This is a genomic window from Sellimonas catena (genome assembly GCF_027924685.1).
In the GTDB taxonomy this organism is placed as follows: Bacteria; Bacillota; Clostridia; order Lachnospirales; family Lachnospiraceae; genus Sellimonas; species Sellimonas catena.
The window spans coordinates 119,962-146,572 of sequence record NZ_BSBO01000003.1 but is presented as its reverse complement, the minus strand read 5'-3'; the positions used below and the strand labels follow the sequence as shown (position 1 = coordinate 146,572).

The window sequence follows — 26,611 nt, the reverse complement described above, 5'->3', positions numbered from 1 at the left end:
TCCTGTCTGTAAAGAGAAAAGAGCATGCAGTAAATCACGGCATACTCTCATCATTCTTCTGATCCATCTATTCTTACTATCTGCTTTTTTCTTTCAATCTCAAGCATTTATAAAATGTTGCTCTACAGTAAACGCCGTTCAGAAGTGTGGAGTTTTTCCGGCATCCTTCGATCTCAAATCCGAATTTCATGTAGAGAGCAACGGCAGGGATGTTGTCCGCTCTGGTGTCCAGGCTGATTCTGGTTGTAACGCCGTTTCCTTTGCACCAGTCGATCAGCATCTGGATCAGTCTGCTTCCGATTCCCTGTTTCTGATATTTCTTTGCCACTACAATTCCCAGTTCACCATCGTGGCGTGCTTTGATTTTGTGTGTGGAATGAATTGTAGCAATTCCTGCAATCTCCTCTCCATCCATGGCAAGGAGCATCCGGTTTGTCTGATTGCCTTCCAGAGAGCGGATCTCATCTTCCTGCTCGCTTACGGTCATCGGATACTCATCCTTCTCAAAGCTTAAATAGCTTGTCTCTCCTCCTACATAATTGTAGAATGCCACAATCTTTTCGGCATCCTCCACTTTCGCATCTCTGTAAATGATTTCTGACATGATTGTTCCCTCCTTTTTTCTTCTATCATATCCGTTTTTTTATCTTATGGCAACAAAAAGACAGGGTGCTTTATACACCCTGCCAGATTGCTTTTCTTATGATCGCTTTTTCTTCGGAACGACATGGACAGCCCCGCCTTCCAGTTCTTCCAGTGCCTCTCCGATTCCTTCATTATAGGTAGGATGGGCTCTCATTCCCTTTAAGAGCTGAGATACTGTCATCCGATTGGTTATGGCCGTCACGAATTCTCCAATCATGTCCGTTGCCCGCGCGCACATCATCTGTGCTCCCAGTATGGTCTTTGTCTCCTTATCCGCCACCACCTTGATAAATCCACGCTCTTCTTTCGTGATCAACGATTTCCCATTGGCACTCATAATGAACTTTCCGGTTTCCACCTGAATCCCTTTTTCCTTTGCTTCCTCTTCCGTCATTCCGGCCGATGCAATTTCCGGATCTGTGTAGACACAGCCTGGAACAACACTCAGATCCACCGACCTCTCCCGGCCTGCCAGGTGTTCCGCCACGGCAATGCCCTGGGCACTCGCTGCATGAGCCAGCTGGGCTCCGCCGATCAGGTCACCGATGGCATATACATGCGGAATGCTTGTCTCAAAGTCTGCATCTACGGTTACACGCCCGCGTTCTATCTCAGACGCCGCCCCCTCCGCAAACAGGCCGTCCATATTGGCGCACCTGCCCACCGCACAGAGCACACAGTCTCCTTTTGCCTCCTGCTCTTTTTCCTTTTCCACATACCGGCACCGGTATTCGTCTCCATCCTGTTCCACTGCCTGTACCGACGCGGATGTATGGATCTCGATTCCTCTCTTTTTCAGGATCATCTTCAGATTCTGGGAAATTTCTTTGTCCATATTCGGAACAATTCTCGGCATCGCCTCCAGAATCGTCACCCGGCTTCCCAGAGCCGCATAGACAGTGGCAAATTCCACACTGATGACACCGCCTCCGATAATCACCATGCTCTGCGGCGGTTCTTCCATCCGGAACAGCTCATCACTCGTGATGACTCCAGGCAGCTCTATTCCCGGAATCGGAATCTTAAGCGGTTTTGATCCGGACGCCAGAAGCACGTTCGATGCCTTGTATCTCTGTTCTCCATCCCCCGATGAGACAAGGACTTCCCTCTCTTCTCCATTTTCAGAAAGCAGGGTGCCGGTCCCTCTCACCACCGTCACGCCATTTGCCTTTAAAAGCTGTTCAATTCCCTGAACAAGCTGCTGTGTCGTCTCTTCCTTATATGCCAGGATTTTCCCGTAATCATAGGTGACATCAGAGGTGCCGATTCCCAATTCCGCGCAGTGCTGCATCTCCCTGTACAGAGAGGATGCATGAATCATGGCCTTGGCCGGAATACAGCCCCGGTTCAGGCAGGTGCCCCCGATATCCCTGTTCTCGACAACCGCCGTGCGAAGCCCCAGTTTTGCGGCTTTGATGGCAGCCACATAGCCGCCCGGCCCTGCGCCGATTACAATCAGATCAAATTGTCCTTCCATCTACCATTCCTCTTCTTTCATCCATTCTATCAGATCTTTCAGCATCTTCTCTTCTTCCGGATCTTCTGACCAGTACAGACCCAGTTCGATACAGATGCTTCTGCTGGAAAACCGTACTCCGTTCAGATAGTTCGGAAGAGCTTCAATCATCCCGGTTTTGAGGGCATCCGAATAGACTGCCGCATCCTTGATCTTCCCGTTTTCCACCTGAAACCGGATGGTCACCTCGCCCCATGGGAATTTCCTCGTGATTTCATGCTGAAAAGGGATCTTTCTTCCATAGAGCCATTCCCAGGATCTGAAATATTCCGCCCTGCTTTCTATTTCCTTTTTCTCCCGGTCCTCCAGCTTCCGTTCCTGTACCGGAAAGCCATACACCTCTCCAAAGGCCTGGCGGAGAGCGTACTTCAGATCATCAATGGTCAGATCCGGAAGATACGTTCTCAGATTCGCCACTCTGGACCGTACTGAATCCACTCCTTTGGATTTCAGTTTCTCCCTGGAGACGGTCAGATAGCTTCCCAGTTTTTCCTTGTCCACATCCAGCATGATCGTTCCATGGTGATAGCAGTGGTCTCCATGGCGGTAAAATGCGTTCCCGGAAAATTTCTTCCCGTCAATCAAAAGATCATTCCGGCCGGACGCCTCAATGTGCAGTCCCAGATGTTCCAGCGCCCCGGCAATGACCGAAAGCTGCCGTTTGACATCATAATATTCTCCGGAAACCAGAAAGGTAAAATTCAAATTTCCCAGATCATGATATACCGCTCCTCCTCCGGAAAGCCGTCTTGCCAGATGGCCTCCGTCCCTCTCCAGCTGTTCTGTTCTGCATTCTTTCCATGCGTTCTGGTTTTTCCCGATCACCACGGTCTTTTCGTTCTGCCAGAGGTAGAGAATGCACTCCTTCTCCTTACATCCAAAGAGAAGAAACTCCTCCAGCGCAAGATTTCTGTACGGATCGGTTCCGTGACTTTCTATATATGTAAGTGTTTCCAACATGTCGCTTCACCCTATTCATCAAAATGCCAGCGCAGCACCGGATGTCTGGCTGCCTCCACTTCATCCAGCCGTGTAACCGGTGTGGTAACCGGAGCACGATGCAGTTGATCCGGATATTCCAGTGCCTGACGATACAGATTATGGAAGACCTCCAGCGCTTCATCCAGCGTTTCGCGTGATTCTGTCTCTGTCGGCTCGATCATCAATGCCTCGTCGACAATCAGCGGAAAATACATGGTCGGCGGATGAATGCCATTGTCAAGCAGTCCTTTGGCGATATCCATGGCGGAAATACCCGTCTTCTTTTTCAGATCGGCAAGGCTGATGACAAACTCATGCATGCAGCTCTTTCCGTATGCCGCCGGGAAGATATCCTTTAACCCGTTCATCATATAATTGGCATTTAATACTGCATTCCTGCCTGCTTCCGGGATGCCTTCTTTTCCAAGCGTCATCAGGTAGGAAAGGGCCCGCACCACGACGAGGAAGTTGCCGTAAAAGCTTTTCATTTCCCCGATGCTGTGTTCCGGTTTCTTCATATAATAATGCTCGTCTTTTTCCACAAGAACGGAAGGAAGGAACTCTGCGAGCAGTTCTTTACATCCTACCGGTCCGCTTCCCGGCCCTCCGCCTCCATGCGGGGTGGAAAAAGTTTTGTGAAGATTCAGATGGACAACATCAAATCCCATGTCTCCCGGACGGACCGTTCCCATTACCGCGTTCAGATTCGCCCCGTCATAGTAGCAGAGTCCGCCGCATTCATGGATGATTTCCGTAATCTCCAGGATGTGTTTTTCAAAAATTCCAAGAGTATTCGGATTCGTCAGCATGATTCCTGCGGTCTCTTCGTCCGCCGCTTCTTTCAGCTTTTCCAGGTCCACGCAGCCATCCGCGTCTGACGGAACACTGACCACTTTATAGCCTGCCATCACCGCGCTGGCCGGGTTGGTTCCGTGTGCGGAATCCGGCACCAGAATCTTCGTTCTCCTGGTATCTCCCCTGCTTTCGTGGTAGGCCCGGATCAGGAGAAGTCCCGTAAACTCGCCGTGGGCTCCTGCCGCCGGCTGGAATACCATCCGGTCCATACCGGTAATGGCGCAGAGATATTTCTCCGCCTTATCGAGTACTTCCAGGCATCCCTGTACGGTATGTTCCGGCTGAAGCGGGTGAATCCCGGTAAATCCCGGAAGTGCCGCTGCCGCCTCGTTGATCTTCGGGTTATATTTCATCGTACAAGAACCAAGCGGATAAAATCCATCGTTGACTCCGTGGGACTTTCTCGCCAGTTCACTGTAATGTCTGCTCAGATCCCCCTCTGCGATTTCCGGAAGATGGAGGGCTTTCTGTCTCTGGTCTTCCTGCGGAAGTCTGGTCTCTTCCACATCGCACGCAGGAAGCATGCTGCATCCGCGTCCCTGTCTGCTTTTTTCAAAGATTAACATCCCTGCACCTCCTTCAGAATCCGGATGACCTCATCCATTTCTTCTTTTGTATTCATCTCCGTACAGCACCAGAGAATCCGGTGCTCATCCAGCGGATATCCTCCCAGAATTCCGTGTTCCTCCAAAGCCTTCAAGGTCTCCCCTGCCGGCACCCTGGATTCCGTCACAAATTCATGGAAAAAGTTCCCCTGATTTTTCGTGCGGTATCCGATTTTCTCCAGCTCTCCTGCCAGATAGTGTGCCTTGGAGACACACTGCACCGCCGCCTCTTTCAGTCCGTCCGGTCCCATGGACGCCAGGTATACCGTCACCGCCAGTGCACAGAGCGCCTGGTTGGAACAGATATTGCTGGACGCTTTCTCTCTCCGGATATGCTGTTCTCTTGCCTGAAGTGTCAGCACATAACCGGTCTTTCCGTTTTTGTCTTTTGTCTGTCCGACAATTCTGCCGGGCAGCTTCCGCATCATCTTGTCCGTACATGCCATAAAACCAAGGTACGGTCCTCCAAATGCCAGTGGAAGTCCCATCGGCTGTCCTTCACCGACCGCCACATCCGCTCCGTATTCAGCCGGAGTTTTTAAAATGCCAAGGGAAACCGGATTGACTCCCATCACATATTTTGCCCCGTCTTCATGGGCAATCTGTCCAATTTCTTCTGCATCCTCCAGATTTCCGTAATAATTGGGATGCTGTATGTAAACACACGCCGTTTGTGCATCGATTTGTTCTCTGAGAATCTCTTTGTCCGTACGCCCGTCCTTTTCCGGAATCAGCTCCACCTGCATTCCATTTCCGTGGCAGTAGGTCTGCACCGTCCGGATCACATACGGGGAGGACGTCTGTGAAATCAGGACTTTCTGCCGTTTTCGTTCCCGGCACATGGAAACTCCTTCTGCGGCTGCAGAAGCGCCGTCATAGACTGACGCATTGGACGCATCCATCCCGGTCAGATCACAGATCATTGTCTGATATTCAAAGATGGACTGCAGAATTCCCTGGCTGATTTCCGCCTGATACGGGGTATAGGCCGTCACAAAATTTTCCTTGGATGTGATGTTTGTGACAGCTGCCGGGATATAGTGCCGGTACGCTCCGGCACCCCGGAAAATGGTAGGAAAGATCCTGTTCTTTCCGGCCATTTTCTCCATTTCTCTTCTGACAGACAGTTCCGGCATACCCGCCGGGATCTCAAGCTCCCCTTTCAGTCTGACTTCCTCTGGAATGTCCGCAAAGAGATCATCCATGTCAGAATATCCGGCCGCCTGCAGCATTTCCTGTCTTTCTTTCTCTGTATTCGGTACATAGCCGCCCATCCGAACTCACCGCCTCTCTGTTATTCTTTCTCGCTCTCTACAAACGCCTCATACTCCGCTCCTGAGAGCAGCTCTTCTTTTTCTGTGATGTCTTTCACTTTGATAAACCACGCATCATACGGAGCCTCATTGATATATTCCGGCTCATCCAGCAGTCTTTCGTTGATTTCACATACCACACCGGATACCGGAGAGTACACATCAGACACCGCTTTGACGGATTCCACATCGCCAAATGCCTCTCCTACCGTCACCTCATCTCCCTCTTCCGGAAGATTGACAAACACCAGATCTCCAAGCTCTGACTGGGCGTAGTCCGTCAGCCCGATCACTGCAACTCCGTCTTCCTCTTTTACCCACTCATGTGATTTTACATACTTTAATTCTTCTCTGATTTCCATATCCGTTTCTCCTTTTCTGATTTTTATTTCTGTCTTTTATAAAATGGAAGATCTACAACTTCCGCCTCCACGCTTCGTCCGCGCACGTCAACCTCCACCTTGTCTCCTGTCCTGACTGCTCCTGCCTTCACAAGCGCCATGGCGATCGGATATCCAAGGTACGGGCAGTGTGTGCCGGATGTCGTCGTTCCAATCTCTGTGCCTTCCAGCGAAACCTTCTGCTCTTCCCGGATAATGCCCCGCCCGGTCACTTTCAATCCGATCCGTTCTCTCTTTGGCTCTCCTGCTTCTTCCAGCGCCTTCTTCCCGATAAAATTTTCTTTTGCCATTTTTACGGCAAACTGAAGTCCCGCTTCCAGAGGAGTCACTTCTTCGTTCATCTCGTGTCCGTAGAGCGGCATTGCAGCTTCCATCCGCAGGGTATCTCTTGCTCCCAGTCCGCACGGGATCAGTCCTTCGTCTTTCCCGGCTTCCAGAAGCGCGTTCCACATCTGCGGCGCATATTCTGCCGCCAGATACAGCTCCACGCCGTCCTCACCTGTATAGCCGGTCCTGGAAACGATACAAGGGATTTCTGCCACCCTGCCATCAAACACTGCGTGATAATATTTCTCCGGAATACTCTCTTCGTCCGTCAGTTTTCTTAAAATCTCAAGGGCTTTCGGTCCCTGGAGGGCAAGCTGCGCATACTGGTCGGAAACATCTGTAAACGTCACGTTTCCGAACTGGTGATCCAGCATCCACTGGTAGTCCTTCTCCTTGTTTGCCGCATTGACAACGATCAGGTATTCTTCTTCGAATTTCCGGTAGACAATCAGATCATCCACCGTGCCTCCGTGTTCGTTGCACATCGGGCTGTACTTGGCCTGGCCGTCCTTGATCTTCGTATAATCATTGGTGAGAAGCATCTGAAGATTTGCCTTCGCATCTTCTCCCGTGCAGAGAATCTCTCCCATATGGGAAACATCAAAGAGCCCTGCCCGGGTGCGCACCGCCATGTGTTCCTTGATCACTCCTGTCGGATACTGCACCGGAAGAGAATAACCTGCAAACGGAACCATCTTTCCTCCGGCCTTTACATGTTCTTCATAAAGTGGTGTTTTTAATTCCATCTCCCGTGTCCTCCTTATTCATACAATGGATGTCTGCCGCAGATTTCATTGACTGTGCTGCGGATCTCGTCTGCCTTTGTATCAAAGTCTGTTGCCGCCATCTTGATCAGCTTTGCAATCGTTCTCATCTCGTCTTCTTTAAGCCCACGTGTTGTCACAGCCGGCGTTCCGATCCGGATGCCGCTTGTCACAAACGGACTTGCCGGGTCATTTGGCACCGCGTTTTTATTGACTGTGATATAAACCTCGTCCAGACGGCGCTGCAGTTCTTTTCCGGTAATGTTCATATTCTGGAGATCGACCAGCATCAGATGGTTGTCCGTTCCGCCGCTGACCAGATCAAAGCCTTCTTCCTTCAGTGCCTCGGCCAGTGCTTTTGCGTTCTTTAAAATCTGTTCCTGATAGGTCTTGAATTCCGGTTTTAACGCTTCCCCAAAGCAGACTGCCTTCGCGGCGATGATATGCATCAAAGGCCCACCCTGGGTTCCTGGAAATACCGCCTTGTTGATGGCCTTTGCGTGTTCTTCCTTGCACATGATTATGCCGCCTCTTGGTCCCCGCAGCGTCTTGTGGGTGGTCGTTGTCACCACATCTGCATAAGGAACCGGGCTCTGATGGAGTCCGGCCGCAACCAGTCCGGCAATATGCGCCATATCCACAAACAAAACGGCGCCCACTTCTTTCGCAATCTCCGCAAACCGGTCAAACCGGATCTCTCTTGGATATGCAGACGCCCCTGCAACAATCATCTTCGGTTTGCATTCCAGTGCTGTCTTTCGGATTTCATCGTAGTCCAGAAATCCTTCTTCATTGATGCTGTATGGTACAAAATGATAAAGAATTCCGGACATATTCACCGGTGAGCCGTGGGTCAGGTGTCCGCCATGGTCCAGATTGAGTCCCATCACCGTATCTCCCGGCTTCAGAAAGGCCTGATAAACCGCAATATTGGCGCTTGCCCCCGAATGTGGCTGCACACAGGCATGTTCGCATCCAAACAGCTGTTTTGCACGCTCGATTGCCAGATTTTCAATCACATCTACATATTCACAGCCTCCGTAATACCGTTTCCCCGGATATCCTTCCGCATACTTGTTTGTTGGTACTGTCCCCATCGCAAGCATCACCGCCGGGCTTACTACATTTTCCGATGCGATCAGCTCCAGATTTCTTCTCTGCCTTCCAAGTTCCTGTTCCAGAGCCCCGCCGACTTCCGGATCGTACTCTTTGATGTAGTTCGTAACATCTCCTACCATACTCATACGTATTTCCTCCTCAAATCAATATTCTTGCTTTTTCTGTCGATACGGATTCCGGCCGAAAATCCGGGGCAACAAAAAAAGCAGATCAAGTAACTTCTCCATCATGAGAAGTCCTTTCATCTGCCTCTGTCCTTTTACCTGAAAGATTATCCAGCAGTGCTGTGCTGCACGCCAGATTACTTCTTCGGTACAATCATATTGTTCTCCAGAGTGTTGTCCGAACCTGTTCCTTTTGCCTGAGAGTTTCTTGCATGCCCCTTCGGCTCCGGCTATCATTCCCGCGCCGCACACTGCGCCATAGTGGTATCTCACAGGTTCATCATTCAACTTTAAAGTTATTATAAAATTCACACACTCCAGAGTCAAGTGTTAAAAAATAAACTTATCAGTTAATATTTTGACAGTTATTTTGTGGACAATTTCTTCTTGTTTATCGCTTTTTTCTATGCTTTTTCCTCTTTAGCCAAGTGCCAGGCACCAAAGCGGAAGTGTCAGAAGCGACAACAGGGTACTGAGGAAAATCATCCCTGTCGCGTACCGTTCATCCCCGTGGTACTTGGAAGAAAGAAGCGCCGTTGTGACCGGAGCCGGCATTCCGGACATGATTACGGTAATCCCCCGCAGCACCGGATTCACCGGAAGAGGAGCTGTCACGGCAAATACAACCGCCGGGATCAATACGAGGCGGACTGCCGCATAAAATACCATGGTGCGGTCAATCAATCCTCTTGGATCCATCTCCGCCAGCATCATTCCGATCAGCATCATACTCATCGGCGTATTGGCGCTGCTCAATCCCTCCACCGCCCGGGTAAAGAAGTCCGGCCAGGATACCGGAAGAAACATGACGATCAGCCCCAGATAAATCGAAACAATGCAAGGATGAGTGACAACCTTTTTCAGCACATTCTTTTTCCGGCCCGGCAGAAAGCAGGAGACGCCAACCGACCACATGACCACCCGGACCGGGAGCATGAAGACTGACGCATACAAAAGCCCGGACGTCCCGTAAATACTTTCAATTACCGGATTTCCCAGAAAGCCGCCGTTAGAAACAATCGTCCCGTACCGGAGCGGCTTTCTCTTTTCCTCATCTGTTTTTTTGTACAACAGAAACGCTGACGCCACAGATATCATATTATACAGCACGGATAACAGCACCGTCATGACAACCGGCTTCCAGACATCATGATGGGGCTGTACAAGAAACGCATGAAAAATGTTAAACGGCAGCAGCACATACAGACACAGATCCACCATGTTCAACCTTCCTGTCGTGCCTACTATTCCTCTTTTTCTTACGATAAATCCAACGATCACAAAGAAGAACATCATCCCCTGCATCGTCAGCATATTTTCAAATACCATCCGCCTGCTCCTACAATCCGATCCGGTCCGCAATACCGCGCATTGCTTCCAGTGCAATGTCGATAAATTCGTCAAAATCCATGCCCGTAAATTCAATCGCTTCCATATAGTCGCGGTTGGCACCGGCTGCAAACCGAAGCTCACGGAAACGTTTGAGCACAGATTTATGTTTGACGCTTGCAATCTTTTTATCCGGATAGATCTGAGCAATGGCTTTCAAAAAACCGCTCATCGGATCGGATGCAAGAATCGCATACTGAAGTTTTGTTTTTGCTTTCACACCGCTTTCCGGATTGTGGGCACAGATCGCGTCAAACAGTACCGGATCGTCAATTCCTTCCTTCTTCAGGATTTCCACTGATGTCGGTCCATGGGTCTCCGGGTGCTCCTTCCATTCACAATGTTCCTCATCCAGATCATGAAGGAGCCCCACCACGCCCCAGTATTCTACTTCTTCAGGAGCAAGCTTCTCTGCGACTCCCCGCATGATCGCCTCCACTGCATAAGAATGCTCCAGATAGCGTTCTCCTTCCATGTATTTATGTAAAATCTCGTATGCCTGATCACGTGTAACCGCCATTGTTCTTTCCTCCTGAATCTATTCTTTGAATTATGTTACTGTGCCAGTGTTCCCATCGGATCCCACGGATTCAGATGAACCGGTTCCCCGGCCGCTTCCTCAAGCTGCTCTTTTGTCAAATATTTTTTATTGATCACTGCCTGGTATACATACCGGTCAAACCAGTCCGCACTCATCAGATAGTATCCTTTTTCCCCGTGCTCATCACTCCAGCTGTTCTGGATTTTCCATTTCCGTGCATTGCCTTCTTCGTCCAGATCTACGCCGGTAATCACCATCGCATGGTTCATTGCGCTTTCCCGGTAGTCCAGTCCGGCACCTTTTTCCATATCAAACTGCATGCCGTAGGTACCTTCAAAATCATAGCACTCCGTGCACCAGAGTCCCATGTCTCTTTCGCCGTATTTGCCGACATCACTTCCGAACCAAACGACCTCGCCGTCAGAAAGCTGACGGATAATCAGGCTTTTCAGCGTGTCCATCGGCAGATTGTAGTAACGCACCGGCGCACCTTCTGCGACATTTCCAAGATAGTCAACGGTGTAGCTCTTTCCAAACGGTTTATCTTCGGTAGGTGAATTGATGATGCTGACATAATCTTCACGAAGCTTCAGTCCCACATATTCTTCATAGAATGATTTTGGTGTCAGGTCACGTACTACATGGTATTTCTTATCCTTATCCACATATTCAAAGTCAAATTTCTTCGGCGGATTTCCGAAGCACATGCACAGGAAACTGTAAATCTCAGACATCATCGCTTTCTTTTCTCCCTGCACGTCTCCTCCGCTTCTGACTGTCTCACGAAGTTTTTCCGCACACAGGCGCAGTCTGGAATTCAGAAGGGCGTTCATCGCTCCTGTATTGCTGCTCTGATACGTCTCCTCCATTGCACTCTTCGGAACAACCCCGTACTTTTCCACAAGGTTGACAAACATATCCCACTGTCCTCCGTCTCCTACGCCTTCAGAGAGAATGTGGCATACAGTCCGGTCATCTGTCGGACGGTCCGCCAGATCAATAATGCTCTCAAGCATGTAATTTGCCTTTTCAAACTTGTCCCAGAATGCCGTATAGTTCTGAGAAAGCTCAAATTTATCCAGATTACATTTCTTCGCTGTTACTTCTCGCAGCACATTCAGTGCAGAGAAAATCCAGCACCGTCCGCTGGATTTCTGATTCGTCACCGGAAGCGTCGGAATATCAATCGAAAACGCATACTGTGAGGAGGCAAGTCCCGCATGACAGAAAGCCGCATCCTTTACCGAATGTTTATAAAGCGCGTTCGTCATCGCACGGCAGAGCGCACTGCCCGCATACTTCTCCTCAAAGCCTGAAATATCATCTGTTGTCAATCCTTGAAACTGATTCATTTTTCATCATCCTTTCCCTTTTTCTTTTGTCTTTACCCTATAGTATAGCACGAATTTGAAAACGGCGAAATACCCGACACTTGCTTTACAGGGTCAAAATATAAGCGCCCTGCGGGATTTCCCGCAGGGCGCTATGCTTTACCTGAGTAAACTATTCTACAGATCGTTCTTATTCTTCTGTTTCTGTCTCCTGGCTTTCCTCTTCGGATGTTTCTTCGGAAACTTCCTCTGCCGTCTCTTCAGCTATTTCCGCTTCCGGTTCTTCTGTCAGATCCAGATCTGCACCAAGAATCTCTGTATCCTCCTCAGCTGCTTCGGATTCTGCTTTCTCGTCTTCTTTTGCATTTTCCTTTTCTTCAGCTTCTCTGCGGAGGCGTGCCTCTTCTTCTTTCTGAGCTTCGATCATCGCATCTGTATTCAGCTTGATATTGCGGTATTTGCTCATACCGGTACCAACCGGAATCAGTTTACCGATGATAACGTTCTCTTTCAGACCGATCAGCGGATCGACTTTTCCTTTGATGGCTGCTTCTGTGAGGACTTTTGTTGTCTCCTGGAAGGAAGCTGCGGACAGGAAGGAGTTTGTAGCAAGTGCCGCCTTGGTAATACCAAGCATGATCTGCTCTCCTGTTGCCGGCTCTTTACCTTCAGCCACGAGTTCTTTATTTCTGTCTTCGAACTCAAGGGCGTCTACCATAGTGCCCGGAAGGAATTCGGAATCTCCGTTCTCCTCGATACGGACTTTCTTCAGCATCTGACGCACAATGACTTCGATGTGCTTATCGTTGATATCTACACCCTGGAGACGGTATACTCTCTGCACTTCCTGAATCATGTAATCCTGTACAGCACGCAGACCTTTGATTCTCAGGATATCGTGCGGGTTGACACTACCTTCTGTAAGCTCGTCTCCGGCTTCCAGTTCCACGCCGTCCTGAATCTTGATTCTGGAACCGTACGGAATGAGGTATGCCTTGGATTCCCCTGTCTCATTGTTGGTAACGATGATCTCACGTTTCTTCTTTGTATCGTTGATCGTTGCTTTTCCGGCGAACTCTGTAATGATTGCAAGTCCCTTTGGCTTTCTTGCCTCGAAAAGCTCTTCGACACGAGGAAGACCCTGTGTAATATCGTCACCGGCAACTCCACCTGTATGGAAGGTACGCATTGTAAGCTGTGTACCAGGCTCACCGATGGACTGGGCAGCGATGATTCCGACTGCCTCGCCGACCTGTACCGGCTCTCCTGTTGCCATGTTGGCGCCGTAACATTTTGCGCAGACACCCAGATGGGATTTACATGTCAGGATGGTACGGATCTTCACCTTTTTGATCTCGTTGCCGTTTTCATCCACACCTTTTGTTACGATCGCAGCCGCACGTTTCGGCGTAATCATGTGATTTGCTTTGACAATCACATTGCCTTCTCTGTCACAGATTGTCTCGCAGGAATAACGTCCTGTGATACGCTCCTGAAGGCTTTCAATCTCTTCATTTCCGTCCGTAAATGCCTTGACATACATTCCCGGGATTTCTTCTCCCTTCTCCACGCAGTCTACTTCGCGGATAGAAAGTTCCTGGGAAACGTCTACAAGACGTCTTGTCAAGTAACCGGAATCGGCTGTACGAAGCGCCGTATCGGACAGACCTTTACGTGCTCCGTGGGCGGACATGAAGTATTCCAGTACGTCCAGACCTTCACGGAAGTTGGACTTGATCGGCAGCTCGATCGTACGTCCGGTCGTATCTGCCATCAGACCACGCATACCGGCAAGCTGTTTGATCTGTTTGTCAGAACCACGGGCTCCGGAATCCGCCATCATGAAGATATTGTTGTATTTATCCAGACCGGAAAGCAGTGCCTCTGTCAGGGCATCGTCAGTTGCCTTCCATGTCTCAACGACTTCTTTGTAACGCTCCTCTTCTGTGATGAGACCACGTTTGAAGTTTCTTGTGATCTTATCCACCGTATCCTGTGCCTGCTGGATCATCTGCGGCTTCTGCGGCGGAACGGTCATATCGGAGATGGATACTGTCATAGCAGCTCTCGTAGAGAACTTGTATCCGATGGATTTTACGTTATCAAGTACTTCTGCTGTTGCAGATGCACCATGTGTATTGATAACCTTTTCCAGGATCTTCTTTAACTGCTTCTTGCCGACATGGAAATCGACTTCCAGAAGAAGCTCATTTCCTTCTACGGTTCTATCCACGAATCCGAGATCCTGCGGAATGATTTCGTTGAAGAGGAACCGTCCCAGTGTGGACTCTACTGTTCCCGACTTCACAGTTCCGTCCGGCATTGTCTTGGAGACACGTACCTTGATCCGTGAGTGCAGTGTGATTACCTGGTTTTCGTAGGCAAGGATTGCTTCGTTTACGCTCTTGAAGAACTTGCCTTCACCTTTCACGCCTGGTCTTTCCTGTGTCAGGTAGTAGATACCAAGTACCATATCCTGTGAAGGAACAGCTACCGGACCGCCGTCTGACGGTTTCAGAAGGTTGTTCGGTGAAAGGAGAAGGAAACGGCACTCTGCCTGTGCTTCTACGGAAAGCGGAAGATGAACCGCCATCTGGTCACCGTCGAAGTCGGCATTGAACGCTGTACATACGAGCGGGTGAAGCTTGATTGCCTTTCCTTCTACAAGAATCGGCTCGAATGCCTGGATACCAAGTCTGTGCAGTGTAGGGGCACGGTTCAGCATAACCGGATGCTCTTTAATGACATCTTCCAGGACATCCCAGACTTCTGTCTGAAGTCTTTCCACCATTTTCTTTGCGTTTTTGATATTGTGTGCTGTACCGTTTGCAACAAGCTCTTTCATTACGAACGGTTTGAACAGCTCGATTGCCATTTCTTTCGGCAGACCGCACTGATAGATCTTCAGTTCCGGTCCTACTACGATAACGGAACGTCCGGAATAGTCAACACGTTTTCCGAGCAGGTTCTGACGGAAACGTCCGGACTTTCCTTTTAACATATCGGAAAGAGATTTCAGGGCACGGTTTCCCGGTCCTGTAACCGGACGGCCGCGGCGGCCGTTGTCGATCAGGGCGTCAACTGCTTCCTGAAGCATTCTCTTTTCGTTTCTTACGATGATATCCGGGGCTCCAAGCTCCAGAAGTCTTCTCAGACGGTTGTTACGGTTGATGATTCTTCTGTAAAGGTCATTTAAGTCAGATGTTGCAAAACGTCCTCCATCAAGCTGAACCATCGGACGCAGATCCGGCGGAATAACCGGGATGACCGTCATGATCATCCACTCCGGTTTGTTTCCGGATTCACGGAACGCTTCCACAACTTCCAGACGTTTTACGATTCTTGCACGTTTCTGTCCGGTCGCTCCTTCGAGTCCGTCTCTTAACTCATGGTATTCCTTTTCCAGATCAATATTCTTTAACAGTTCCTGAATCGCTTCCGCGCCCATGCCGACACGGAATGCGCTTCCCCATTTTTCTCTTGCTTCCTGATATTCCTGTTCGGAGAGCACCTGTTTGTACTGTAAATCTGTCTCCCCTTTATCGAGTACAATGTAGGAAGCAAAGTACAGTACTTTCTCCAGTGTTCTCGGAGAAAGGTCGAGAATCAGTCCCATCCGGCTAGGGATTCCTTTAAAATACCAGATATGGGATACCGGAGCCGCCAGTGCGATATGTCCCATACGCTCACGGCGTACTGCAGATTTCGTAACCTCAACACCGCAGCGGTCACAGATCACACCTTTATAACGGATTTTCTTATATTTACCACAGTGACATTCCCAGTCCTTGCTTGGTCCGAAAATACGTTCGCAGAACAGCCCGTCGCGTTCCGGCTTTAAAGTTCTGTAGTTGATGGTCTCCGGCTTTGTTACCTCGCCTCTTGACCACTCCAGAATCTTTTCAGGTGATGCCAGCCCGATCTTGATCGCATCAAAGGTCATCGGCTGATACGTCGCTTCATTATTGTTTCCCGTCATTACGGCACCCCTTTCTATTCTTCATCTGACATTTCGTCAAAATCAATCGTAAAGTCTTCGTCGTTAAAATCCAGTTCTTCTTCATCCTGTCCTTCTTCGATGTCAACTAATTCTTCTCCCTGGAATTCCTGCTGTGAGAAACCATGCTCACCGTAGGACTCCCTGTCGTTGGAATACCTTCTGTCTCCTTCAATGATTGCATTTAAGTTCGTCTCACCGTAATCAGATGTTTCCATGATCTCGACTTCTGTATTGTCTTCTCTGAGCACACGTACATCCAGTCCGAGAGACTGAAGCTCTTTTAAAAGTACCTTGAAGGACTCCGGAATACCCGGCTCCGGAATGTTGTCTCCTTTGATGATGGCTTCGTATGTCTTCACACGGCCGATCACATCATCGGATTTCACTGTCAGGATCTCCTGCAGGGTGTAGGACGCACCGTATGCCTCCAGTGCCCATACCTCCATCTCTCCGAAACGCTGTCCACCGAACTGTGCTTTACCACCGAGCGGCTGCTGTGTAACGAGGGAGTAAGGACCTGTGGAACGTGCATGGATCTTGTCATCAACAAGGTGGTGCAGTTTCAGGTAATGCATGTGTCCGATCGTAACCGGGCTGTCGAAGTACTCACCTGTACGTCCGTCTCTCAGGCGTACTTTACCGTCTCTGGAAATCGGCACGCCTTTCCACAGCTTTCTGTGTTCCCTGTTGTCATAGAGATACTGCATTACTTCAGGAAGAAGCTCCTCTTTATGCTTTTCTTCAAACTCTTCCCAGGAAAGATTTACATAATCGTTCGCCAGGTCAAGTGTATCCATAATGTCATTTTCGTTTGCTCCGTCGAATACCGGAGTTGCCACATTAAATCCAAGTGCTTTTGCCGCAAGACTCAGGTGAATCTCAAGTACCTGTCCGATGTTCATACGGGAAGGCACACCAAGCGGGTTCAGCACGATATCAAGCGGACGTCCGTTTGGAAGGAACGGCATATCCTCTACCGGGAGCACACGGGAAACGACACCCTTGTTTCCGTGACGTCCGGCCATTTTATCTCCTACAGAGATCTTTCTCTTCTGGGCAATGTAAATGCGCACTGCCTGGTTAACTCCCGGAGAAAGTTCGTCTCCGTTTTCTCTTGTGAATACTTTGGCATCTACGACAATACCATATTCACCATGCGGTACTTTCAGAGAAGTATCTCTGACTTCGCGGGCTTTCTCACCGAAGATCGCTCTTAACAGACGCTCTTCTGCTGTCAGCTCCGTCTCTCCTTTCGGAGTAACCTTTCCGACAAGGATATCGCCGGCACGTACTTCCGCACCGATACGGATGATTCCTCTTTCATCCAGGTCTTTAAGTGCATCATCACCGACACCCGGGATATCCCGTGTAATCTCTTCCGGTCCCAGCTTCGTGTCACGTGCTTCTGCCTCATATTCTTCTATATGAACGGATGTATATACATCATCCTGAACAAGGCGCTCGCTTAAGAGAACGGCATCCTCGTAGTTATATCCTTCCCATGTCATGAATCCGATCAGCGGGTTCTTACCAAGAGCCATCTCACCGTTGGATGTGGACGGTCCGTCTGCGATGACTTCTCCCTTCTCCACTCTGTCGCCCTTGAATACAATCGGTCTCTGGTTGTAACAGTTGGACTGGTTGCTTCGTAAGAACTTGGTCAGCTTGTAAGTCTTCTTCACGCCGTCGTCCTGACGGATAATGATCTCTGTGGAAGCAGCTCTTTCTACAACGCCTGCTTCCTCTGCAACGACGCAGACACCGGAGTCTACCGCGGATTTCTCTTCCATACCTGTACCGACTACCGGAGCCTCTGTTGTCAGAAGCGGTACTGCCTGACGCTGCATGTTGGATCCCATCAGCGCACGGTTGGCATCATCGTTTTCCAGGAAAGGAATCAGCGCTGTAGCAACGGAGAATACCATCTTCGGAGACACGTCCATGTAGTCAAATTTGCTTCTCTCGTATTCCTGTGTCTCTTCACGGTAACGACCGGATACATTCTTTCTCACAAAATGTCCTTCTGCATCCAGCGGTTCGTTCGCCTGTGCTACGTGGTAGTTGTCCTCTTCGTCTGCTGTCATGTAGACAACTTCGTCTGTTACGACCGGATTTTCCGGATCGCTCTTGTCGATCTTCCGGTACGGAGCCTCGACAAAACCATATTTATTGATTCTTGCGTAAGTAGCAAGAGAGTTGATCAGACCGATGTTCGGACCTTCAGGCGTCTCGATCGGGCACATTCTTCCGTAATGGGAATAGTGAACGTCTCGCACCTCGAATCCTGCACGGTCTCTGGAAAGACCTCCCGGTCCAAGTGCGGAAAGACGTCTCTTGTGTGTCAGCTCGCCAAGCGGATTGTTCTGATCCATGAACTGGGACAGCTGTGAGGAACCGAAGAACTCCTTCACCGCCGCGGTCACCGGTTTGATATTGATCAGAGACTGTGGTGAGATACCTTCCAGATCCTGTGTTGTCATTCTTTCACGGACAACTCTTTCAAGACGGGAAAGTCCGATCCGGTACTGGTTCTGGAGAAGTTCTCCTACCGCACGGATACGTCTGTTGCCCAGATGGTCGATATCATCGTCATTTCCAAGGCCGTATTCCAGATGCATGTTGTAGTTGATGGACGCAAAAATGTCCTCCTTTGTGATATGCTTCGGAACAAGCTCATGGAGATTCTTTCTGACTGCTTCTTTGAGCTCTTCTGTATCACCTGCCGCTTCTTCCATCAGATCTGCAAGAACCGGGTAATACACAAGCTCGGAAACTCCTACTTCTTTTGGTTCAATGCCGGTCACCTCTTTGAGATCTACCGCCATATTGGAAAGGACTTTGATGTCCCTGTCCTCGCCCTCACGGCTGATCCATACAAACGGCACCGCATTGTTCTGAATCGTATCGGCAAGCTCCCTTGTCACTTCCGTTCCTGCTTCCGCCAGGATCTCGCCTGTCAATGGACTGAACACTTCTCTTGCAAGAACATGTCCTGTGATTCTGTTCTTAAGGAGTAATTTCTTATTAAATTTGTAACGTCCGACTCTTGCAAGGTCATATCTTCTTGGATCGAAGAACATGCTTGTAATCAGGCTTTCCGCACTGTCTACTGCAAGCGGCTCGCCCGGACGGATCTTTTTGTAAAGTTCGAGGAGACCTTCCTGATAGTTTTCAGCAGTATCTTTGCCGAAACTTGCAAGAATCTTCGGCTCTTCGCCGAACATTTCGATGATCTCCGGATTGGTGCCCACGCCAAGCGCACGGATCAGCACGGTGATCGGCACCTTTCTTGTCCTGTCTACCCTTACATAGAAAACGTCATTAGAGTCTGTCTCATATTCCAGCCATGCACCACGGTTCGGAATCACGGTACAGGAATAGAGCTGCTTACCGATTTTGTCATGTGCGATTCCGTAGTAAATGCCAGGCGAACGTACAAGCTGGCTTACGATGACACGTTCCGCACCATTGATGACAAAAGTACCTGTCTTCGTCATAATAGGCAGATCGCCCATAAAGATCTCGTGTTCGTTGATCTCATCCGTTTCCTTATTATAAAGCCTTACCCTTACTTTCAAAGGCGCTGCATAAGTCGCATCCCGCTCTTTGCATTCCTCGATCGTATACTTCACATCATCTTCGCATAATGTAAAATCGACAAATTCCAGGCTCAGCTGTCCGCTGTAATCCGTAATCGGCGAAATGTCGTCGAACACTTCTTTCAAACCCTCGTCGAGGAACCACTGATAGGAATCTTTCTGAACCTCAATCAGATTTGGCATCTCAAGAACTTCTTTTTGTCTGGAATAGGTCATCCGGGAACTTCTTCCGCTTTTCATGGGACGAATTCTGTTTTTCTCCATTGACGTTTCACTCCTTGTATTATTATTCTCGTGAAAATCACCAGTTTTCATAGTTTATTGCGGGAAATTCAAGCATTTTCTGCTCTCTTCACAGCCCATCTTCCCACAATAGTGCATTTTATTGTATCACAAGCACATTCCACGTGTCAAGAAAAATTTTTATTTTTTTCACCCCTTGTAATTCTCCATATATTATGCTATGTTGATAACAAGAATTGTTACTATTTTTTTAGAATTACAATTATTTGGAGGAAACAGATATGATAAATATTAGAAAAGCCGCTATCATCGGCTGCGGATTTGTCGGAGCTTCATCCGCATTCAGCCTGGTACACAAAGGATTATTTTCAGAGCTGGTTCTGATCGATGCCAACCATGCCAAAGCAGAAGGCGAAGCCATGGATTTGAGTCACGGCCGGCCGTTTACTTCCCCTATGAAAATTTACGCCGGAAGTTACGACGACATCAGCGACTGTTCGCTGATTATCATTACAGCGGGCGCCAACCAGAAACCCGGTGAGACAAGACTGGATCTCGTCCACAAGAATGTAGCTATTTTCAAATCCATCATTCCCGAAATCACAAAGAGAAATTTTGAAGGAATCCTGCTGATCGTGGCAAATCCGGTTGACATCCTCACCTACGCCGCCCTCAAAATTTCCGGCTACCCAAAAGAACGGGTCCTCGGAAGCGGCACCGTGCTTGATTCCGCCCGTTTCCGCTACCTCTTAAGCGAGCATCTCAATGTGGACAGCCGAAGCGTTCACGCCTATATTATCGGTGAACACGGCGACAGCGAGCTTGCCGTCTGGAGCAGCGCCAATGTCTCCGGTATCGGCATCAATGATTTCTGCGAGCTCCGCGGCCACTACGAGCATGATGAGGCCATGGACCGGATTTACCGGACCGTGCGGGACAGCGCTTACGAAATCATCGAGCGGAAAGGCGCCACCTACTACGGTGTTGCCATGGCGGTGAGCCGGATCGCGGAGAGCATTATCCGCAACGAGCATTCCGTGCTCCCGGTTTCCAGTCTGATGGAGGGAGAATACGGGCTCACGGATCTGTGCATCAGTGTTCCTACCATTGTCTCCGCAAAAGGCGCCGAACAGGTACTGGAAATCCCGCTGAGTCAGGAGGAAAAAGAAAAACTTCAGAAATCCGCTGCAGAATTAAAGAAGGTCCTTGACTCTGCCATTTGACAAATGCCTGCCAATACCTCTAAAATAGAAATGCTGCCAGATTTATGGCAGCATTTCTTAGAAGGAAGGCAGGAATTTTCATGAAACAATCTACGTTCTTCCGTGTACTGTTCTATATCATCGGTCTTCTGGTGCTCGCACTGGGTCTGACCTTGAACACCAAGACAGGGCTCGGAGTCTCACCTATTATCTCAGTCGCTTACAGCACGGCAGTCATCTCCGGACATAATTTCGGCAACATGACTCTTGCTCTCTATTCCCTCTTTGTGGTCATCGAACTTATTCTTCATCTCATAAGAGAACACCGCTATGTAGAAGAATCACACGGCGCACTGTCCCAGGCAGGAAAGCGTGACCGGAAGCTGATTTTCCTGATGGACATTCTCCAGATCCCTTTAAGCCTCATTTTTACGCGGTTTCTCAATGCATTCTCCGCTTTGATCCCGGCTCTTTACTCCGGTTCAGAAAGCAGTGCAGGAGAAATGGCATTTCGCGTCATCGTTCTGGTCATCGCAATCATTCTAACCGGGATCGGAGCCGCCATGTCCCTGAATATGCGCATCGTACCAAATCCAGGTGATGGAATTGTTCAGGCCATCGCAGATACGGCACACAAAAGCGTCGGCTTTACCAAAAACTGCTTCGATGTGCTCAATATTTCCATCACAATCACATTAAGCCTCACTTTCGCCGGGCATCTGATAGGCATCGGCGTCGGCACGATTCTTGCCATGATCGGAGTGGGACGCACGATTGCCGTCTTCAACCACTTTACATACGATAAAATGAAACAGCTGGCCGGCATCGAAAACTAAACAAGGCGAAACAAGTTTCTCAATACAAAAAATCCCCTCCGGGAATCCGCACACCAGCGGCGCGGTCATTTCCGAAGGGGATTTTTCACTTTCTTATATTATTCCCTGTCAGAATCTACAGGAACTCTTCTATTCCAGGGCTGATTTATACAAATCTTACTCCCTGTGAATATACGGTTTTTCCACCAAGGTATACCGTATTGACATTATAAACACAGGAGATGTCTTTGCTCAGATCTCCGTCTACTACAAGAATGTCTGCCAGCAGACCTTCTTTAATCATTCCAAGTTCATCTTCTCTTCCGAGAACTTTTGCAGGGTTTGCTGTTGATGTCTGAATCGCCTGTACCGGAGTGATTCCGTATTTTACCATCAGCTCCATTTCCTGAGCGATTGGAAGAACCGGAGCACCGTACATTACCATATCGCTTCCGGTGCAGACCGTCACACCTGTATCATAAAGCTCTTTAAAATGATCACGGTAGGCTTCATATGCCGGCTCATAGAACTGATAATCCCTCTGCTCTTTTGCGGCAACCGGATCATTGAATACATCCGCGTTTCCCTCCTCGATGTTCTTCTTGCACACTTCATATAAATATGTATAGGCAAAAATCGTCGGCGTCCACGCAATTCCCTTTTCTTTCATCTGCTGCGCCTGCTCTACTGTCAGGAATGTTCCGTGTTCAATCGTATCGAACCCGGCATCAATACACATCTGAATCGATGGATGAGTTCCCGCGTGAACAACACATTTGATTCCTCTTCTGTGGCACTCATCTGCCGCCGCATCTAATTCTTCCTGGGTGTACTCCGGAATATGGGAACGGTGGCTTGTAAGCAGTTTGATCCATTCCGCTCCATCTCTTCTCTGCTTTCTGATCTCTTTGCGGATTGCCCATGGTCCATCCACTTCAACAACTTCATCCCAGCAGTGTCCACCCGTCATACACATACCTTCTCCCACATGCGTGATACGGGGAATCGTGATAAATCCTTTCTCCTCCGCAAGTTTCAATGTCTTGCACACTCCGTGCGGAGAATAGCAGTCTCTGACACTTGTGATTCCTTTCGTAAATGCCGCCTGCGCATGCTGAAGTGCATACATCATAATCATCTGATCATTATAGTTGAAGCTGTCCGGCTGGCTGAACCAGTATCCCAGATGTGCATGCATATCGGTAAGTCCCGGCAAAATTGTTGCCTCCCCATAATCTTTGACTTCTTCCTCCGGATATTGGGCAGTCAATTCTTCCTTCTTCCCTACTTTTGCAATTTTGCCATCCTTTCCGATCAGCACTGCCGCCTTCTCAAGCACGGTGCTTCCGTCTCCGGTAATCAGATGTTCCGCTGTGATTATCATGTCTTTTTCCTCCTTGATCCCATACTGTCATATGATATTTCTCTTTCATCCCAAAGAGAAATCATCTCCATGCCATTTATTATAATGCACAATTAATCTTATTACAACTGGTGAAAAATATATATTTTGCACAATTTATTTCTGTTCACCCATGCTCAGAAAGGGAACATCTATCATTTGCAGGAAACGAAGCTTCCTGTTAAACAAAAAATGGCAGGATTCCTGCGAATCCTGCCATCATCATTCCATCAACGAAATTATTTAACGTTAACTTCAGCGCCTTCTCCTTCGAGTTTAGCTTTGATTTCTTCAGCTTCTTCTTTGGATACAGCTTCTTTTACTACCTTCGGAGCGTTGTCAACAAGGTCTTTTGCTTCTTTTAATCCAAGTCCTGTGATTTCACGAACAACTTTGATTACTTTAACTTTGGAAGCACCTGCAGAAACAAGTTCTACATCGAACTCTGTCTTTTCTTCAGCTGCTGCTGCTTCTCCGCCTGCTGCTGCTACAACAACACCTGCTGCTGCGGATACACCAAATTCTTCTTCACATGCTTTTACTAAATCGTTTAATTCTAATACAGATAATTCTTTGATAGCTTCAATAAATTCAGCTGTTGTTAATTTTGCCATTTTATTTACCTCCATATTTTGTATCGGTTTCGTTCTCTTGAATCAATGATTCTGAATCAATTACTCAGCTGGTGTTTCAGCTGGTTCTTCTGCCGGAGCTTCCTCTGCTGCTGCCTCGCACGCCTCTGCTCCACCCTGTTCAGCGATCTGATTAAGTACACGAGCAAGATTTGTGATAGGTGACTGTAAGCTTCCAAGCAATTTGGAAAGGAGCTCTTCTCTTGAAGGAATCTTGGAAAGTTCTGTGATTCCTGCTGCATCGTAAACAGTTCCTTCTACTACACCGGCTTTTACTTCCAGAGCCTCTGCTGTCTTGGCGAACTTGCAGATGATTCTTGCCGGAGCTGTAGCATCGTCTTTAGATACAACCATTGCGCTCGGTCCTTCCAGGTATTCTTCCAGACCTGCGAAATCCGTACCTTCAAAAGCTCTTTTCATCATTGTGTTCTTGCAGACTTTGTAAATGACACCTGCTTCTCTTAACTGTTTACGCAGTTCTGTGTCCTGTGCTACTGTAAGTCCACGGTAGTCAACAATGACAACTGACTGTGCATCCTTGATGTCATCAGCGATCGCCTGCACGATTGGCTGTTTTAATTCCACTTTTGCCACGATTAACGCACCTCCTTGTAGTATTTGTGAGCTGCCAGAAAAAAACCTCTCTGCAAAAAGACAGAGAGGTCAACATTCAAGTAAAGAATTTTGTCTTCCTCGGTAGGCGTTTTGATCCTTATGCCGTCCGGCACCTACTGTCTTCGGCAGTTACTTCGTAACAATACCATATATACTCATGGTTGTCAATATTTTTTGCTAATTTTTATTCTTCTGTTTTTGACGGGATTTTCATCGCTCTGTAAAACAGCAGGCTCCCAAGAAACGGTGCCAGTACCGCAAAGCACATTCCTGCTTTCATTCCAAACTGTTCCGCTGTATATCCAAACTGCTGCGCAAAGGCCGTCACATTTTCACTTCTGACGGCGCTGTCTGTGATCACCCCGACAATCTGCGGATAGAAGGTCGCCGCTCCGAAAAGCGCCAGGCCAAGCAGGTCGCCTATCGTTTTATTAATTCCAAATGCCGTTTCCAGATAACTGGATGCCCACTGGCTCATCGTCGATTCCGACGCTCCCGCAAAGAAAATGCAGATCAGATACAAAACCGCGGTTCTGCTGTGCAGCACTCCTGATGCCCCGGAGTCCTCTTTTTCTCCTTTCAGTTCCGGAATCGGCGCAGCCGCCATCATAATAGATGTTACTGCAGGGAGCAAGGTCAGAACCAACGTCATGCTCTGCCAGTTTTCACTGCCAAAAGCAATCATAAATCCCGCCGAAACTACTACGACAGCCAGCACACCCCACGCGTAGCAGGAATGAAGGCGGCTTTTGTGATCCGATATCGTTCCATTTTCATTCTCATAGCCCCCTCTTCATATTTAAGCTTCATTCTATCATATTGAAATCAGATGATGCAAGAAATCTTCTTCCGGGTTTCTATAATACCCAGATTCCATCATTCATGGTACAATGATCCTGAATAAAGCAAAAAACGGCATCCGGATTCCGGATGCGGCTGACGGAGGATTTGAACATGATTTTAATCAAACAAGCAGAAGTCTATACACCTCACATTATCGGAATCAAAGATGTACTCGTCTGTGGAGGACAGATCGAAGCCATAGAGGACCGCATCTCTCTCCCGCTTCCATCCTGTCATGTGATTGACGGAACCGGAAAGCTGCTCATTCCCGGAATCATCGATCCGCACGTGCACGTCACCGGAGGCGGCGGCGAAGGCAGTTTTCACACTCAGGTTCCTCCTGTCTCCCTGTCAGATCTGATTCGGGGCGGTGTTACTACTGTAGTCGGTCTTCTCGGAACAGACGGAATTACCAGAAGCGTTGAAAATCTGCTTGCCCGTGTTAAAGCACTGAAAGAAGAAGGAATCAGCACCTATGCCTGCACCGGTTCCTATGGCTTTCCGTCCGTCACTCTGACCGGAGACGTCAAAAGAGATCTCGTATTTATCGATGAGATTTTGGGGGTGAAACTCGCCCTTTCGGATCACAGAGCGCCAAACGTCACTGTCAATGAGCTCATGCGGCTAGGGAGCGATGCCCGCACCGCCGGGATGCTTTCCGGAAAATGTGGTATCGTTGTCCTTCACATGGGCGATGCCCCGTCCGGTCTTGCACCTGTCCGGGAAGCACTTGCACAGACAGCCATTCCGGTCAAGATCTTTCATCCGACCCACGTCAACCGTAAACGTGAGCTTCTGGAGGAAGCGTTTGCGTTTGCCCGTCAGGGCGGCTTCATCGATCTGACCTGCGGGATTGACGGAGCCGGACGCCCGGCCGCCTGTATCATGGAGGCCAGAGAACGTGGTATCCCGATGGAGCAGATCACCATAAGTTCCGATGGAATGGGAAGCTGGTCCACTTATGATGAATCCGGCAGTCTTCTTGCAATCGGATACGCACCGGTAGATACGGTTCTGAAGGAGGTCAAAGTCCTCGTCCAGGAATATCAGCTCCCTCTGGAAGAGGCTCTGTGCTTTGCCACTTCCAACACGGCCAGATCGCTGGAACTCTTCCCGAAAAAAGGATGTATCCGTGCCGGCTCCGATGCAGACCTTTTACTTCTGGAAGAAGATCTTTCCATCCATACGGTCATTGCCGGCGGCAGGCGTATGCTGGAAGATCATGTGCTTCTTCAGAAAGGCACCTACGAAATCTGATCCGATACTGTGAAATTTCTGCTAAACAAAAAGCAGGCACGGTCCGGGATGT

General features: G+C 48.8%; 20 protein-coding genes, 1 riboswitch and 1 other annotated feature. Of the genes, 3 read left to right on the top strand and 17 right to left on the bottom strand.

Annotation, left to right across the window (positions count from 1 at the left end; all coding sequences use genetic code 11):
- Positions 1-76: 76 nt before the first annotated feature.
- From Selli1_RS02650 to rpoB, 13 genes are all read right to left on the bottom strand, one after another.
- Positions 77-604 (bottom strand): GNAT family N-acetyltransferase, encoded by a 528-nt coding sequence (locus tag Selli1_RS02650; RefSeq protein WP_281872253.1) that lies wholly within the window; start codon positions 602-604, stop codon positions 77-79.
- A 96-nt stretch (positions 605-700) separates the two neighbouring features.
- On the bottom strand, positions 701-2,122 hold the full coding sequence (gene lpdA, locus Selli1_RS02645) for a dihydrolipoyl dehydrogenase (RefSeq protein WP_281872252.1): 1,422 nt from the start codon (positions 2,120-2,122) through the stop codon (positions 701-703).
- Entirely contained in the window at positions 2,123-3,121 is a 999-nt protein-coding gene (locus Selli1_RS02640; RefSeq protein WP_281872251.1) for a lipoate--protein ligase, read from the bottom strand.
- Between the two features lie 11 nt (positions 3,122-3,132).
- Positions 3,133-4,563, bottom strand: a complete 1,431-nt coding sequence (gene gcvPB, locus Selli1_RS02635) for an aminomethyl-transferring glycine dehydrogenase subunit GcvPB (protein ID WP_281872250.1) — start codon at positions 4,561-4,563, stop codon at positions 3,133-3,135.
- Positions 4,557-5,876 carry an aminomethyl-transferring glycine dehydrogenase subunit GcvPA gene (gcvPA, locus tag Selli1_RS02630; protein WP_281872249.1) on the bottom strand — a complete coding sequence of 440 codons (1,320 nt, stop codon included), beginning with the start codon at positions 5,874-5,876 and terminating at the stop codon, positions 4,557-4,559. The genes gcvPB and gcvPA overlap by 7 nt, the downstream gene beginning before the upstream one ends.
- A gap of 20 nt (positions 5,877-5,896) precedes the next feature.
- Positions 5,897-6,277: a glycine cleavage system protein GcvH gene (gcvH, locus tag Selli1_RS02625; RefSeq protein ID WP_087167035.1), complete on the bottom strand. Its 381-nt coding sequence runs from the start codon at positions 6,275-6,277 to the stop codon at positions 5,897-5,899.
- A 23-nt stretch (positions 6,278-6,300) separates the two neighbouring features.
- Entirely contained in the window at positions 6,301-7,389 is a 1,089-nt protein-coding gene (gene gcvT / locus Selli1_RS02620; protein ID WP_118636120.1) for a glycine cleavage system aminomethyltransferase GcvT, read from the bottom strand.
- A 14-nt stretch (positions 7,390-7,403) separates the two neighbouring features.
- Positions 7,404-8,645: a serine hydroxymethyltransferase gene (gene glyA / locus Selli1_RS02615; RefSeq protein ID WP_281872260.1), complete on the bottom strand. Its 1,242-nt coding sequence runs from the start codon at positions 8,643-8,645 to the stop codon at positions 7,404-7,406.
- A 122-nt stretch (positions 8,646-8,767) separates the two neighbouring features.
- A riboswitch (glycine riboswitch) is annotated at positions 8,768-8,870 on the bottom strand.
- Positions 8,871-9,110: 240 nt separating this feature from the next.
- Positions 9,111-10,019 (bottom strand): AEC family transporter, encoded by a 909-nt coding sequence (locus Selli1_RS02610; protein ID WP_281872247.1) that lies wholly within the window; start codon positions 10,017-10,019, stop codon positions 9,111-9,113.
- 10 nt (positions 10,020-10,029) lie between these two features.
- Positions 10,030-10,599 carry an HD domain-containing protein gene (locus Selli1_RS02605; RefSeq protein ID WP_087253541.1) on the bottom strand — a complete coding sequence of 190 codons (570 nt, stop codon included), beginning with the start codon at positions 10,597-10,599 and terminating at the stop codon, positions 10,030-10,032.
- Between the two features lie 35 nt (positions 10,600-10,634).
- Positions 10,635-11,972 (bottom strand): C1 family peptidase, encoded by a 1,338-nt coding sequence (locus Selli1_RS02600; RefSeq protein WP_281872246.1) that lies wholly within the window; start codon positions 11,970-11,972, stop codon positions 10,635-10,637.
- A gap of 169 nt (positions 11,973-12,141) precedes the next feature.
- Positions 12,142-15,930: a DNA-directed RNA polymerase subunit beta' gene (gene rpoC, locus Selli1_RS02595; RefSeq protein WP_191434215.1), complete on the bottom strand. Its 3,789-nt coding sequence runs from the start codon at positions 15,928-15,930 to the stop codon at positions 12,142-12,144.
- Between the two features lie 14 nt (positions 15,931-15,944).
- Positions 15,945-19,814 carry a DNA-directed RNA polymerase subunit beta gene (rpoB, locus tag Selli1_RS02590; protein ID WP_138373400.1) on the bottom strand — a complete coding sequence of 1,290 codons (3,870 nt, stop codon included), beginning with the start codon at positions 19,812-19,814 and terminating at the stop codon, positions 15,945-15,947.
- 260 nt (positions 19,815-20,074) lie between these two features.
- On the opposite strand from rpoB, the gene Selli1_RS02585 reads away from it, so the two are divergent.
- Positions 20,075-21,016 (top strand): L-lactate dehydrogenase, encoded by a 942-nt coding sequence (locus Selli1_RS02585; protein ID WP_087167028.1) that lies wholly within the window; start codon positions 20,075-20,077, stop codon positions 21,014-21,016.
- Positions 21,017-21,096: 80 nt separating this feature from the next.
- Positions 21,097-21,831 (top strand): DUF6198 family protein, encoded by a 735-nt coding sequence (locus Selli1_RS02580; protein WP_087167027.1) that lies wholly within the window; start codon positions 21,097-21,099, stop codon positions 21,829-21,831.
- Positions 21,832-21,976: 145 nt separating this feature from the next.
- Here the strand turns inward: Selli1_RS02580 and Selli1_RS02575 are convergent, their stop codons facing one another.
- The 4 genes from Selli1_RS02575 to Selli1_RS02560 all read right to left on the bottom strand — a co-directional run bounded on the left by Selli1_RS02575 (position 21,977) and on the right by Selli1_RS02560 (position 25,144).
- Positions 21,977-23,194, bottom strand: a complete 1,218-nt coding sequence (locus tag Selli1_RS02575) for an amidohydrolase family protein (protein WP_087167026.1) — start codon at positions 23,192-23,194, stop codon at positions 21,977-21,979.
- 257 nt (positions 23,195-23,451) lie between these two features.
- Positions 23,452-23,826 carry a 50S ribosomal protein L7/L12 gene (rplL, locus tag Selli1_RS02570; RefSeq protein WP_087167025.1) on the bottom strand — a complete coding sequence of 125 codons (375 nt, stop codon included), beginning with the start codon at positions 23,824-23,826 and terminating at the stop codon, positions 23,452-23,454.
- 60 nt (positions 23,827-23,886) lie between these two features.
- A complete protein-coding gene (gene rplJ / locus Selli1_RS02565; protein WP_087167024.1) occupies positions 23,887-24,438 on the bottom strand; it encodes a 50S ribosomal protein L10 in 552 nt (183 codons plus the stop codon).
- Between the two features lie 30 nt (positions 24,439-24,468).
- Positions 24,469-24,603 (bottom strand) — a sequence feature (ribosomal protein L10 leader region).
- 40 nt (positions 24,604-24,643) lie between these two features.
- Entirely contained in the window at positions 24,644-25,144 is a 501-nt protein-coding gene (locus tag Selli1_RS02560) for a hypothetical protein (RefSeq protein ID WP_138373403.1), read from the bottom strand.
- A gap of 269 nt (positions 25,145-25,413) precedes the next feature.
- On the opposite strand from Selli1_RS02560, the gene iadA reads away from it, so the two are divergent.
- Positions 25,414-26,559, top strand: coding sequence for a beta-aspartyl-peptidase (gene iadA / locus Selli1_RS02555; RefSeq protein ID WP_281872245.1), 1,146 nt, complete (start codon positions 25,414-25,416; stop codon positions 26,557-26,559).
- Positions 26,560-26,611 lie beyond the last annotated feature (52 nt).